The 14,494-nt window shown below is 50.4% G+C and carries 12 protein-coding genes; all 12 read left to right on the plus strand.

Features of this window, described 5'->3' with window-relative positions; translation table 11 throughout:
• Positions 1 to 135 precede the first annotated feature (135 nt).
• The 12 genes from ACKI3C_RS08690 (at position 136) to menA (ending at position 14,470) form a co-directional block, all read left to right on the plus strand.
• Positions 136 to 534, plus strand: coding sequence for a TIGR04423 family type III CRISPR-associated protein (locus ACKI3C_RS08690; protein WP_407404144.1), 399 nt, complete (start codon positions 136 to 138; stop codon positions 532 to 534).
• Positions 531 to 2,756 (plus strand): TIGR03986 family CRISPR-associated RAMP protein, encoded by a 2,226-nt coding sequence (locus ACKI3C_RS08695; RefSeq protein WP_407404089.1) that lies wholly within the window; start codon positions 531 to 533, stop codon positions 2,754 to 2,756. The genes ACKI3C_RS08690 and ACKI3C_RS08695 overlap by 4 nt, the downstream gene beginning before the upstream one ends.
• A 66-nt stretch (positions 2,757 to 2,822) precedes the next feature.
• On the plus strand, positions 2,823 to 3,947 hold the full coding sequence (locus ACKI3C_RS08700; RefSeq protein WP_407404091.1) for a hypothetical protein: 1,125 nt from the start codon (positions 2,823 to 2,825) through the stop codon (positions 3,945 to 3,947).
• Positions 3,948 to 3,962: 15 nt separating this feature from the next.
• Positions 3,963 to 4,283 (plus strand): hypothetical protein, encoded by a 321-nt coding sequence (locus tag ACKI3C_RS08705; RefSeq protein WP_407404093.1) that lies wholly within the window; start codon positions 3,963 to 3,965, stop codon positions 4,281 to 4,283.
• Positions 4,284 to 4,285: 2 nt separating this feature from the next.
• Positions 4,286 to 4,648, plus strand: coding sequence for a hypothetical protein (locus ACKI3C_RS08710; RefSeq protein WP_407404095.1), 363 nt, complete (start codon positions 4,286 to 4,288; stop codon positions 4,646 to 4,648).
• Between the two features lie 300 nt (positions 4,649 to 4,948).
• A complete protein-coding gene (locus ACKI3C_RS08715) occupies positions 4,949 to 6,718 on the plus strand; it encodes a glycoside hydrolase (RefSeq protein WP_407404097.1) in 1,770 nt (589 codons plus the stop codon).
• A gap of 107 nt (positions 6,719 to 6,825) precedes the next feature.
• On the plus strand, positions 6,826 to 8,913 hold the full coding sequence (locus tag ACKI3C_RS08720; RefSeq protein ID WP_407404099.1) for a hypothetical protein: 2,088 nt from the start codon (positions 6,826 to 6,828) through the stop codon (positions 8,911 to 8,913).
• Between the two features lie 326 nt (positions 8,914 to 9,239).
• Positions 9,240 to 10,094 carry an ATP phosphoribosyltransferase gene (hisG, locus tag ACKI3C_RS08725; RefSeq protein WP_407404101.1) on the plus strand — a complete coding sequence of 285 codons (855 nt, stop codon included), beginning with the start codon at positions 9,240 to 9,242 and terminating at the stop codon, positions 10,092 to 10,094.
• Entirely contained in the window at positions 10,091 to 11,371 is a 1,281-nt protein-coding gene (gene hisD / locus ACKI3C_RS08730; RefSeq protein ID WP_407404103.1) for a histidinol dehydrogenase, read from the plus strand. The genes hisG and hisD overlap by 4 nt, the downstream gene beginning before the upstream one ends.
• Before the next feature lie 15 nt (positions 11,372 to 11,386).
• Complete coding sequence (gene hisC, locus ACKI3C_RS08735) at positions 11,387 to 12,421, plus strand: histidinol-phosphate transaminase (RefSeq protein ID WP_407404105.1); 1,035 nt, start codon at positions 11,387 to 11,389, stop codon at positions 12,419 to 12,421.
• On the plus strand, positions 12,411 to 13,556 hold the full coding sequence (hisB, locus tag ACKI3C_RS08740) for a bifunctional histidinol-phosphatase/imidazoleglycerol-phosphate dehydratase HisB (protein WP_407404107.1): 1,146 nt from the start codon (positions 12,411 to 12,413) through the stop codon (positions 13,554 to 13,556). Before hisC ends, hisB begins: the two co-directional genes overlap by 11 nt.
• Positions 13,553 to 14,470 (plus strand): 1,4-dihydroxy-2-naphthoate octaprenyltransferase, encoded by a 918-nt coding sequence (gene menA, locus ACKI3C_RS08745; protein WP_407404109.1) that lies wholly within the window; start codon positions 13,553 to 13,555, stop codon positions 14,468 to 14,470. Before hisB ends, menA begins: the two co-directional genes overlap by 4 nt.
• Positions 14,471 to 14,494: the final 24 nt, after the last annotated feature.

Consider the following 14,494-nt stretch of genomic DNA (forward strand, 5'->3'; position numbering starts at 1 on the left):
ATTCAGAATGCTCTCAAAATACAAGAAGGTGCGAACAGAGAAGGATGGCCAATGGGAGGATATCACAAAGCTCAAATACATAGAGGAACTAACCACGTTCCTTGATGTATAGGGTCTGAAAAACGGGTTTCTTTAATAGAACAACGCAACTACGAGGGTTACGTGTGGATGAGCGATGAATCGAAACCAAAAGTTTACAATGGGGGCGAACCTTTAGCTGTAGAACTTATCGAAGGAGAAAATCCATTCGTCATAGAGGCTCTGCTATGTGACAAGGCAAACCATGTATCGTATTCAGTGAAATATGTTGACGGCAAGTACATCATCACGCGCTACGAGTTTGAAAGCGCAGATTTCAATCGTCAGACTGTCACTGTCGAAAACTTCGTAGGGCACCGCATGGAAGGGCACAACCTGCAGTTTCTGCGCTACTGGGAAGCTCAAAAAGACCCAATATGCCTGGACATGCCCGTACTTCATCCCACCCACTTAGTATTCACTGGTTTTACTAACACAAAAACACAAGAAAAATGATAACATCACCATATAACTTCGTACCACTTAGTTCTGATGTGTTCCCCGCTCCTGATGCTGAACTCATCAGTATGGATATACCTTTTAGCGACGGAGAAGATGGAATTATTGAACTATCTATAACTAGTCACTCACCTCTATTCGTTCGCAACGGGCACAAGAGAGAGGCAGAAGACTACTATTCGGCACATATCGAAATGCCCGACGGAAGCAAAAAATACTACATCCCGGCAACTTCGGTCAAAGGATGCATTCGTAATGTACTGGAAATAATATCAGCAGCTAAAATGGTCACATATAACAATGATTCATTTGGTTGGCAACGGCCTTTTGGAGAAGCGCAAAAAGCATTAAGATACCGTGATTTAATGAAGAATGTAAACTGCGGGTGGTTATATATTGTCAAGGAGCAATATTTCATCACTCCCTGCAATAATGGTATCCAACCTATACATCATTCTGATATTATCCGTAAATATTTTAGTGATTTCAATGAAGGAACCGACAACGAAAGTTCTGAAAATAAGCAACGCAGTGTTGCATATAAAGACGAACTATTCCCATTGTTGGAAATAAAAACTGGTGAGATTTCTTATAAAGAAAACAAAAATATAAAATACGTTCCCCAAGGTTTTTACCGAATTGTTTGCACTGGTTACATGAAAGGGAAGAAGCATGAGTATCTTTTCTCTGAGAATCAAGGAAAATGTTTTGAAGTCAGTTATGATGACTTTATAGCTTTTGAAAGCATTCACAAGGGCAATAAAAGCTATGGCGAGGAAGGCAAGGAAGGATACTTGCGCAAAGCATTATATGCAGGTAAACGTATTCCTGTGTTTTTCATTAAGGATAACGACTCCGTAAAAATAGGTCTAACACGCTATATGCGTTTCCCTTTTGCCAACAATGTGAAGCAAGCAGTGGAGAACGCTCAAAAACCAACAGATAGCCTTGACATCCCAGAAGCAATCTTTGGTTATACCTGCAAAGAAAATTCTTTGCGGGGTCGAGTTCATATTGGACATGCTTGGTGTGAAGATTTTATTGACGAACATGAGCTGACAACTATAGAAGGTGTACTGGGCCAACCTAAAGCATCTTTCTATCCTTTTTATCTAAAACAAAGCAATGCACCTTACAAAACATACGATACTGATGGTGTAAAGATTGCAGGGCGCAAAAGATATCGCATCTTTGAAAGTAACAAAACGCGTCCATTGCCTAGGAACGAGAAAAACCAAAATGTTGAAATGCCGAAGTCCTTTGCATTACCCCACGGAAAAAAGTTTAAATGTTATCTTTCGGTACACAACATGCGTCCCTTTGAAATTGGTGCGTTGCTATCAGCAATATCATTTAATCTGACTGATGGAACTTTCCATAACATAGGATTAGCAAAATCCTTCGGTTATGGTAAAATTTCAATGCAAGTCACCAGACTGAACGGATTGAAACTAGATATCCAAGAGTACTTGCATTTATTCGAAGTTGAGCTTGCCAAGGAAGGATTCTCTTTAAAGACACTTGCCAATGCTCTTGTAAAAATTGCATCAGAGCACTTGGTTGATGAAGTTCGTATGATGGAAATGGAACACAAGATTGGCAACAAGAAGGAAGATGAATACAAAAACGCAAAGAGCAACAACAACTTCTCTGTTTTGGAAGAATCTAGTTTATTGACAATTAATTGTTCTTTGGATAATATTGCTGTTGATAGAATTCGTCGGGAGAACGAGCGAGTTAAAGCACAAGCAATACAAGAACAAATAGAAAAGGAATTTGCCATTTCTACTGCAAAAGAACAGATCAAGAAGAATATTGAATGGGCAAAAGCTCAAATTTCGTCACAAAAAGCTTTAGAGTATTATTCTAATGCATTATCTTTGTCTCAACAATATTCCCTCCCTTGTGATGAAATTCAACTATTGATTAAGTCGCTGGAACAAGAAAAACAAAAGGCAACTAACACTCCTCTATCAGTATCACTTGAAGGCAAAAATTCATCACTTGGTTCTGTTGCTGCTGCTGTAAAGAATTGGATTCACAACGGCAACGAAATGTCGGACGATAACTTAATGGTTCTCGTCACACACATTGCTACTCTTCCAGAGAAAATGCATTCCGATAGAGAGCTAAATAAACAAATGAAAGCTTTTGTCAAGGCAATGGGAAAAGAATGGACTGATAAACTCTATGAAAAGTTGAAGGGATTACAAAAATAACACAAGGTGTGTGCGGAGAAACTCCACATACATTGCAAAATTTTACACATCATTAAACTCAAATTTATGGCTAAGAAAATACATATTTCACTTGTAGGGGCACAACGGGAACCCGTGTATAACGGCATCAAGCAAACGACCCCCGACATGGTTGTGCTGGTGCATTCAGAACGCACTGAGGGTGATGCTAAGGCTGTGCAGAACATGTTCACCGATACCGACATCGATTTCACTCTTATCCAGATGAAGGCGACTCAATACAGCGCGATCATGGAAACTGCGTTGCAAATCAATACAATTGTCAAACCTGGCGAAAACGAGGTTTCGCTAAACCTGGTGGGTGGAACCAAGTTCTGGGCTTTGGCATTCTTTGATGTTTTCAGAGACACCTCGGCCCACATCATGCTCATCAGCCAAAACGGTATTGTTACCGACCTGAGAAGCATGCAGGAAACCGTCTTGGATGAATCTCTTGATCTTGACACCCACTTCAGGCTTCAAGGCAACCCCTTGAACCAGTTCACCCCATTTGACGAATATACAGAGGATGACTACCGTTCGGTCAAGACCATCGAAAGGGCCTTTAGATACAACTATGGCCAGCTCAAGGAAATGACCATGAACCAGAATTATCTGCCTGCCAGCGGCAGCATCGAGGGACGCTATGACTCTTATTCTTATATAGAATGGTCAAGTTCTCGTGACGCCACGATAAAGCTTACCCAGAGAGGACGCGAGGAAACATTCCATCTCAACTCGGAGCATGCATTGAAACTGCTGTTTAACTTCAACTGGTTTGAATATAAGGTGGCCCGCATGCTGTCCCACTGGCCCCGGTCGAGCGAGATATGGTGCAACTGCATCTTCCAACCTGTTGAAAATATTGACCCCAATAGGGTGAAGAACGAGGTTGACATTATTCTCAAGGCTGGCAGCAAGGTGTTCTTCATTGAATGCAAGACAAGCATCTATAACAGCACTGACATCGACAAGTTCAAGGCCGTGACCGACAACTACGGCAGCATGAGCAGCAAGGCGGTATTTATCACTAACGCCGACATCGACGACACTGCACGCGAGAAGTTCCACGACCACAAGATCATACACTTCTGTCTCGAGGCTGCTGGTCCCAACAAGGAGCAGGAACTATTCCACCTTCTGAATGAGGAGATAAACAACATCAACGCTTAAAGCATTGTTGGTATCATGTCCAATTTTTTAGACTGGATATCAGTGTGGTTTGGTGGAACTCCCATCTTGGACAATATTATCAACGCCATCACCATTGTATGGCTGCTGATCATCTCTGGAATCTGGATAAGGGATCGCTTCACCTTCAAGACTGTAACGCTGAGCATTGGCACATTCAAGATTGCCCGCAAGGACTTCAACGTTCAGAGTGTGACTAACATCGTCAGCCTCATCTATTATGACGGAGGTCAAGTCCCGGGGCACATCCGCAAAGAAATACTCAACATCACCAACCCAAGCATCAAAGGCCTAGTCATTAACTCAAAAAAGAAATAAAAATGCTTATCAACCTGAGCAATCATCCTTGCGGCAAGTGGGGCCAAGAACAACAGGCGACAGCCATTCAGGCATGGGGAGAGATAGAAGACTATCCCTTCCCTGCCGTTGCCCCGCAATGGGACGAGAACCGCATCACCCAACTGGCCGACGAAATAGTCAGCGACATCGTGACTAGGCACGGCAACACCAGCATCACAGTTCACGTCATGGGCGAGTTCTGCCTCACTCACGCACTTGTGTTACGTTTCAAGAGCCATGGCATCACCTGTGTCGCTTCTACATCGCAACGCATGGTAAAGGAACTATCGCCAGGCAACAAGGAAGTGACATTCCATTTTGTCAGGTTCAGGCAATACCTGTAACCGCCACCCCAACAGCCACCGTGCCCGGCGGTTTTCCACAACATTGCACCCCCTATCCCTGTAGCCACCGTGCCCGGCGGTTTTCCACAACATTTGCACCCACTATCCCTGTAGCCACCGTGCCCAGCGGTTTTCCGTCGGGTGTACCCGTATTTCCCTGCAACGGTGGCATCTAGTACTCCGAGGCATGCCTCAGACACTGCCCTCCCCCCTTGAGAAGAACCACATTCCGCTACATTTTATATATTTTTTGCTACAATTACACATTATATTATAAAATCAATTCACTAACTTTGCGACATGGAAAAGACTATCAAGAGCATACTTGCTGCAGCTGTGGCTTGCAGCGCGGCCGTGGGCAGTGCCCAGACTGCTATCACCCTCAACGAGAGTGTGAAATACCAAACTATAGATAATTTTGCCGCTAGCGATTGCTGGAGCGGCGAGTTTGTGGGCCGCTACTTCAGCACCACTAACCGTGAGAAGGTGGCGAAGTGGCTGTTCAGCACCCGCATGGATGCCAATGGCAACCCCACCGGCATCGGTCTGTCGTCTTGGCGCGTAAACCTAGGTGCCGGCAGCGCTGCTCAAGGCGACGCCAGTGGCATCGATGAGGTTGTCAAGCGTGCCGACTGTTTCCTGCAGGCCGACGGCTCCTACGACTGGAACCGCTGCCCTGGGCAGCAATACCTCATGCAGAAGGCTAAAGAATATGGAGTGAACGACTTCGTGCTGTTCTCTAACTCGGCACCCGTCTATTTCACCAAGAACGGCATCGCACACTGTGATAATTCGACTGGCGACGCCAACTTGAAAGACGACTGCTACGACGACTTCGCCGAGTTCCTCGCCACCACCGCCAAGCACTTTATTGATGAGGGATACAATATCTCACACATCTCGCCCGTGAACGAACCTTCATGGGACTGGAAGGACAACAGCCAGGAGGGATCACACTGGACCAACAAGACAATCAGCAAACTCGTGAAGGAACTCGACAAATCCATCACCTCTCGCAACCTGACCAGCAAGATTCTCATCCCCGAGGCCGTGTCCTACACCACGCTCTACTCAATCTTCTCCGAGAATCAGATCAACGCGTTCTGGAACAGCAGCCAGAGCAACTACGTGGGCAACTTGCCATCTGTGGCTCCCATCGCGGCAGCACACAGTTACTGGACATTCGGCACCAACTACGAGCTGCAGAACTCACGCACATCGGCATGGAATGCTGCCAAGAACCGCAACCTCAAGATATGGCAGACCGAGTGGAGTCTGCTCGATACCGCTCCCTCGAGCAAGACGGGTTTCCCCGAGGGCGGCTACGATGCAGCCACTCACACCGACATAGCCCTGTTCATGGCCAAGGTCATCCAGTGCGACCTCGTGTATGCCAACGTGTCTTCTTGGAGCTACTGGACAGCACTTGCCCAGGAGCAATGGGGACACAAGAACCGCTTCTACCTGATCCGCGTCAACGCTAGCGGCGACACCGGAACCGAGAGCTACGGCGACCTCACCAAGGGCGGCTCGGTGACCGACGACATGAGCCTGTGGGCTCTGGGCAACTTCAGCCTCTTCATCCGTCCCGGTTACCAACGCGTGGGCATGACCGGTGCCGATGAGATCAACGGCCTGTTGGGATCTAGTTATGTCTCTCCCGACGGCAAGCAACTCGTCATGGTGATTGTCAACACTGGCACAGACGAGCGCACTATCACACTGGCAGCCAACGGACGTGACCTCAACGGATACACTATCAACAAGTATGTGACCGACAAGGGACACCGCCTGCGCCGCGAACTCACTCTCGACCCCAACTTCACCGGCGACGCAGTGAAATTGAGCGCACGTTCTATCACCACCATCACGCTCGATGCTCCTGAAATGTTTGAACATGGTGACGTGAACGGAGACGGAAGCGTGGATATCACCGATGTGAACACAGTTGTTAATATCCTTCTGGGCAACGCCGATGCAAGCAAGTATGACAACCGTGCCGACGTGAACAACGATGGCACCGTAGATATTACCGACGTCAACGCTCTGCTCAACATCATCTTGAACTGATAATAAATCAATTCTAGATTACCAATAAAACAGGCATTTTTACTATTTTCTCGGTAAAAATGCCTGTTTTTTAACTATCTGTGGCATTTTTTTTGTAAATTTGTGTGATGATAAGAAGTTGGTGGCAAATAACACTCTTGTGCGCCGTGGCAACCATGGTGCTCACGGCATGTGGTGATAACGACATGCCCGACAATGTTATTGCCACAAATGAGATTTTCACCCTCACCGGCGACAGTCTCGTCATGGGCGATACCATCATTTATTCCACCGATGCCTTGACCATCAAGTCAAACATAACCGGCAACGACGGGCAGCCCATGAAGATCGCCTTTCCCACAAGTGCAGGCGTCACGTCATTCAAGTCACAGCACAAGCTGGTTGATGCCCTGAGTGCCATGTCATGGATGATTGCTACCGACCGCAACCATCTCAACTTCAACTCAAGCAATGACCTGTATGACGCCATTGAACTTGCTCTTGCCTACACCGACCCAGAATTGGCCAAAGCCCTGCTCAAGGACAAAGTGGCTGATGGCGTGGTAGAAGGCAACGACACGCCCTACTATCCGGCCTACAACAACCGCCTCTCGTGGCCTGCCGCTGCATGGACCGTTTACCAAGTGACTGGCGACCGGCAGTGGCTACAGTATGCCTACGACGTGGCAACCGCTACCTTCGAGCAAGAAGAAGACATCGCATTCTACACCCGCGACTGGTTAGTGCGTGGTTGCTCGAGCGACTACACTCCTCTTGTCGATGCACTCCCCACGTGGATGGAAAGTTGCGACGTGTTCTCTACCTTCACATTGAGCAACAACATCGAGACTGCGCGCTCGCTCAAAGCTATGGCCGACATGGCCGAAGAACTAGGCAACACCAACAACAAATTTGCCCAGCTGGCTCGCGACCTCAATGCCGCTGTCAACGAGAACATGTGGAACGAGAAGCATGGCCAGTATTCAGCATTGATCTACGGTCAGACCTGTACGCTGCATGCACCATGCAGCGACAACCGCGCGCAAGCCCTGGCTGTGCTGTGGGGCATCGCCGACGAGGACGACCGCGCGCAATCTCTCGTCGAGAAAACCGCTGTCACTCATTGCGGAGTCAACAACTTCTACCCTGCCCGCACACATTCCACCGAACCTTGTCTCAACGAGAAGTCCTGGGGATACACCCAGGGGCTATGGAACCTCGCGTCGGCACATGCAGGCAATGACAATGCTTTGCGTCGAGGCCTGGCCGCGCTGTGGCGAGCACAAGCTGTTTACTCAACTCTCTTTGTCAACGAAGGAACAGCCAATCTAGACGTCTCGGCTGCCATCAGCAACGTCGCCATGACCATACGCGTCTTTGCCGGCATGAAATTTGAAACCGACGGAATTGAGTTTTCTCCCGTCATCCCGCAATGCCTGGCAGGCGACAAGCACATCAACGGATTCAGCTACCGCGATGCCACTCTCGACATCACATTGCAAGGATGCGGCCACACCATCGACCGAATCATGCTCGACGGCAAACAGCTGGGAAGCAACTTCATACCTGCCGACAAACTTCACGGCCACCACAATATAACGATTGCAGTGAAGGACGAGAGCACCACAAGCCAAGGCGTGACCATCGTCAACCAGCGCATGATGTTCCCCGACGAACCTGTCGTGGTGTGGAACGGTGATAGTGCCGCAATCACCAACTACGACCCCCAACTTGCCTATCGGCTGATAGTGAACGGCAACCCGTCGCTCGACGTGGCCGACTCGGTGTTTGCAATACCAGAGATAGACAATTTCTCTGAAATCGCGCTCATTGCGAGCAACCGCCGATGCTTCAGCTACACCTCGCGTCCCTTCATTCTGGGTGGTGACTTGTTCCAGCACTATGTGATTCCGCGCAACCTCGCCCAGCGCGACACCGTGAGCGTCAAGGTCAACGTGCCGCATGCCGGAGACTACATGATAAGCGTCAACTACCTGTCATCCTCACGTTATGGTGATGCCCGCATCGTGAGCGCCAACACCCACCGGCAAGGTGTGGTAGCGTTGAGCGGACTGGGCACCGACAGCATCTCGGGGCACAGCAACCTCATCCACATCGACCTGCTGCGCAACGGCAACACCATCACTCTGATCAAGACACCTAGCATCGAGAGACAAGCCACACCGCTTAGCATCAACGTGTTCAAGAGACAATAGCATTCCTTTGGTTTGCCGGTGTGCAGCATCATTCACCCCCCGCGCAAGGCCACATGCAAATAATTTAGTGGCAGATTTGGTTGATTGAAAAATAATTCTTAATTTTGCATTATAAAACAATTAGAGAATGATACTTTACACCGCACATCACCACCATCGTCACCATCACTGCTTGTGAGGGAGGCTGGTCGTGTGCTATATCAAAATAAAGACAACTCTATTTGCGACATCAACACAACGCAGCTTCCCCCGCAGGGAGGCTGTGTTGCTTTATAAGGCAAGATAGATTCACAAATGATAATTAACGACAAAAACAACATATAACTATGTTACGCATTGCAGTTCAATCTAAAGGCCGTCTCTATGACGAGACGATGGAATTACTCAAAGCTGCCGGCATCAAGTTGGTTGCAGTGAAACGAACGCTACTTGTACCCTCTCGCAACTTCCCAGTGGAATTGCTGTTCCTGCGCGACGATGACATCCCGGCATCGGTTGCCGCCGGCACTGCCGACGTGGGCATTGTGGGGCTTAACGAAGTGTTAGAGAAAAAACAGTATGTCAACGTGTTGCGTCCGCTGGGATTTAGCAAATGCCGCTTGTCGCTTGCCGTGCCCAAGGATGCCGACTATCATGGGCTCGAATGGTTTAGCGGCAAGAAGATTGCCACAAGCTACCCCAACGTGCTCAACGAGTTTCTAGAGAATAACAACATCAAGGCCGACATTCACGAGATAAGCGGCTCGGTAGAAATCGCCCCTGGCATCGGTCTGGCCGACGCTATCTTCGACATCGTGTCGAGCGGAGGAACCCTAGTGAGCAACAACCTGCGTGAAGTGGAGACTGTGATCGACAGCGAAGCGGTGCTCATAGGCAACAATCACTACCTCAACGACGAGAAGAAAGAGATTCTTGACGAACTCATGTTTCGCATCGAGGCAGTGAAGACTGCCGAAAAAAAGAAATACCTGCTCATGAACGTGCCGCGTGAGAAACTCGGCAAAGTGGTTGAAATCCTGCCGGGTATCAAGAGCCCGACCATTCTGCCGCTGGCCGACGAGAAGTGGTGCTCGGTTCACGCAGTGCTTGAAGAAAAACAGCTGTGGGGCGTAATCAACCAACTAAAGACCGTGGGCGCTGAAGGCATACTCGTGCTCAACATCGAGGAGATGGTGATATGAACATAACCAGATTCCCTGCATCACACGCCTGGCAACCGCTCATGCAGCGTGCTGCTACCGTCAACGATGACGCAAAGGCCGTGGTATCGGGCATTATTGCCCGCGTGCGCCAACTGGGCGACAAGGCTTTGCGCGACTATGCACGCCAGTTCGACAAGGTAGATCTTGACGAACTCAAGGTGAGCGAGAGCGAGTTTGCCGAAGCTGCAACACTAGTTAGCGACTCGCTCAAGAATGCCATCAACATTGCAAAGGCCAACATCGAAGCATTCCATGCCGCACAGCGCATGAAGGATATCACCGTGGAAACCATGCCTGGTGTCACATGCACACAGCGTGCCGTGCCCATCACCAGCGTGGGACTTTATATACCTGGTGGCAACTCTCCGCTATTCTCCACCGTGCTCATGCTTGCTGTTCCAGCTAAGATTGCCGGCTGCCGCAACGTGGTGATGTGCACCCCCGCCGGCAAAGACGGCAAGGTTCACCCTGCCATTCTCTATGCTGCACAACTGTGTGGCGTGGACGAGGTATATAAGGTGGGCGGCGCACAAGCCGTTGCCGCTATGGCGCTTGGCACCGAGACAGTTAAGCGCGTGAGCAAGATATTCGGTCCTGGCAACCGTTGGGTGATGGAAGCCAAGATGCAAGTGAGCAGCGCAGGCGTTGCTATCGACATGCCAGCCGGACCTAGCGAGGTGATGATTGTGGCCGACGGCAGCGCTGATGCCCGTCATGTGGCAAGCGATTTCCTCTCGCAAGCCGAGCATGGACCCGACAGCCAGAGCATACTGCTCACCACAAGCGAACGGCTAGCACAAGAATTACCTATCGTAATTGAAGAACTGCTTGACAAGTTGCCACGCCGCGAGATGATGGAAAAATCTCTGAACCACAGCCATGTGATATTGCTTCATGACGACGAGGAAATGATGCGCTTTGCCAATGGGTATGCCCCCGAGCATCTCATCATCAACCATTCTCGCGCCGAGGAACTGGCGCTGATGGTTGAGAATGCAGGTTCGGTGTTCCTGGGGCCCTACTCTCCCGAGAGCGCCGGCGACTATGCCAGCGGCACTAACCACACACTGCCCACCAGCGGATATGCAACAGCCTATAGCGGTGTGAACCTCGACAGTTTCATCAAAAAAATCACATTCCAGCAACTCACTCGCCAAGGAATCGAGGCACTGGCACAACATGTAATGGACATGGCAGCAGCCGAGGACCTCATGGCACACCGCCTTGCAGTGGCAGTGAGAGTTGGCAAAGGATGACAAACAGCAACCACTATGGAATTAGAAAAACTTGTTAGACCCAATATATTGAAACTTGAGCCTTACAGTTGTGCACGCAACGAGTTCAGCGGCACGGCAAGCGTGTGGCTCGATGCCAACGAAAGTCCGTTCAACGGTCCTTACAACCGATACCCCGACCCGTTACAGATGCAAGTCAAGCAACAGCTGTCGGCAATCAAGGGCGTTCCCGTGGAGAGCATCTTCCTGGGCAACGGCAGCGACGAGTGCATCGACCTGATGTATCGCATCTTCTGCACACCGGGTATCGACAATGTTGTGGCGATGTCGCCCAGCTACGGCATGTATCAAGTGTGTGCCGACGTCAACGACGTTGAATACCGCACCGTGCCGCTCAACGATGATTTCAGCGTCAACTTTGACGCAATGCTTGAGGCTGCCGATGAACACACCAAGGTGATGTGGATATGCTCGCCAAACAATCCCACCGGCACTGCTGCCGACGCTGCCGATTTGCTCAATTTCGGCAAACGCGCCAAGTGTATCGTGGTCATTGACGAGGCCTACATCGACTTCTCGTCAAAGCCAACAATGTTAACTCATCTTGCCGAGTTGCCCAATGTGGTTGTAATGCAGACTCTATCTAAGGCATGGGGGAGCGCTGGCGTGCGCCTGGGCATGGCATTTGCCCAGCCTGCCATCATCGCACTGATGAACAACGTGAAGTACCCCTACAACGTGAACATGCTCACGCAGCAATACGCCCTCGAGCGCCTTGCTTCTCGTGACGAGGTGGCACAGCAAGTAGAGACATTGCTCAACGAGCGTGAATGGCTCATCAAGGCTTTGTCACAAGCCGAGGCAGTGAAGCACATCTACCCCACCGACGCCAACTTCGTGCTGGTGCGTGTCGATGATGCCGATGCTCTCTACAAAGCGCTGCTTGGCCAGGGCACCGTGGTGCGCAACCGCAACCGTGTGAGCATGTGCCAGGGATGCCTGCGCATTACTGTGGGTACACACCAAGAGAATGTTACACTCATGAATCAAATAAACGAATATGCAAGATAAACCGCTCAAGCGTGTCCTATTTATCGACCGCGACGGCACCATCGCCGTTGAACCCCCTGTTGACTACCAGCTCGATTCGTTTGAAAAGCTGGAGTTCCTGCCGGGAGTCATCACCAGCCTTAATTTCATTGCACGCACCCTTGACTTCGAACTGGTCATGGTGAGCAACCAGGACGGACTCGGCACTGACTCGTTCCCGACCGAGACTTTTACCGGCCCCCATAACCTCATCATGAGAACACTTGAAGGCGAAGGAGTGAAATTTGACGACGTGGTTATCGATGTCACATTCGAGCACGAGCACAAGCCTACACGCAAGCCAGGCACTGCCTTGCTTGGCAAATATCTAGACGGCAGTTATGATCTTGAGCACAGTTATGTGATAGGCGATCGCCTCACCGACATCATGCTGGCACGCAACCTGGGCGCAAAGGGCATACTCATAGCGAGCAATGACGACGACATTAAACGTCAGTTGCAAGAAGCCGACTTATCCGGCCACACCGCACTAATTGCCGGTAACTGGCAACAGATTGCCGAATTTCTGCGCTGCGGCACCCGCACTGCCACAGTGACCCGCAACACTGCCGAGACACGCATCACCGTGGACCTCGACCTCGACGGCACTGGCAAATGCGACATCAGCACAGGCCTGGGGTTCTTTGACCACATGCTGGAACAGATAGGCCGCCACTCGGGCATGAATCTTACTATCAAGGTCGCTGGCGACCTTAACGTGGACGAACACCACACCATCGAGGACACTGCCATCGTGCTGGGCGAGGCCATCAGCAAAGCGCTGGGCGACAAGCGCGGCATCGACCGCTACGGTTTCATGCTGCCCATGGACGACTGCCAGTGCACTGTTGCCCTCGACCTGGGCGGGCGCAGCTGGCTCGTGTGGGATGCCGAGTTCCACCGTGAGCACGTGGGCGACATGCCCACCGAGATGTTCATGCACTTCTTCAAGAGCTTGAGCGACGGAGCGCGCATGAACCTCTACATCAGCGCACGCGGCACTAATGAGCACCACAAGATCGAAGGCATCTTCAAGGCCTTGGCTCGTTCGCTCAAGCAAGCCATCAGGCGTGATGCATTCAAGTACGAACTACCTTCAACCAAAGGAATGATATGAAAAAAATAAAGATATGGATTGAGTGCGCCCGGTTGCGCACATTGCCCGTTTCCCTGTCAGGAGTGATTATCGCTCTTGGCTTTGCTGCATGGCAAGACAAGTTCAACTGGATACCAGCAGTGCTGTGTGTCCTCTTTGCTCTGCTGGCACAGATTGTGTCTAACATGGCAAACGAATACTACGACTACCTCAAAGGCACCGACAAGCCCGGGCGTGACGGTCCTCGGCGCGGTGTCACAGAGGGCGACATCAGCCCCAATAAGCTGCGCAATGTCACCTTCACCCTACTTGTGCTTGACTGCCTGGTGGGTCTGGGCATGCTGTGGTATGGCGAGTGGTGGCTCATCATTGTGGGTCTGATAATTGCAATATTCGCACTTGCTTATAGCGCCGGTCCTTATCCGTTAAGTTATCACGGTCTGGGCGAGGCTGCCGTGTTCATTTTCTTCGGCGTTGTGCCTGTCGTTTTCACGCACCATGTGGTGTCGATGACCCCGCTGTCGTTCTCACCGAGCAACATGCTCGTGCTGCTGGCATCAATGGCAATAGGGTTCATGGGCGTGAATGTATTGCTTGTCAATAACTATCGCGATGTAGATGACGACCGCGAAGCCGGCAAGAACACATCTGTAGTTATCTTCGGCAGGAAACCTGCCGCTGCGGCCTACCTTATCAATGGTTATGTTGCCGTCGCTCTGCTAACCCCTCTGTGGCTAGGATGCCTGTTCATGGACGAGCGCTTGCCCTTGTGGGCGCTGGCGGCCCCTGCGCTCTATCTGGTGCTGCACACTGTCACTTGGTATCAACTCACCACACGCCAGGGCAAGGCTCTCAACCCGCTCCTAGGTGGCACAGCGCGCAACATGCTGTTTTTCACCATCATCCTTACCGCTGCACTAGCCTGCGCCCATTAAAAGCCCAACCGGCAATAAACAGCG

The sequence above is a fragment of the Sodaliphilus sp. genome (assembly GCF_045598405.1).
Lineage (GTDB): Bacteria > Bacteroidota > Bacteroidia > Bacteroidales > Muribaculaceae > Sodaliphilus > Sodaliphilus limicaballi.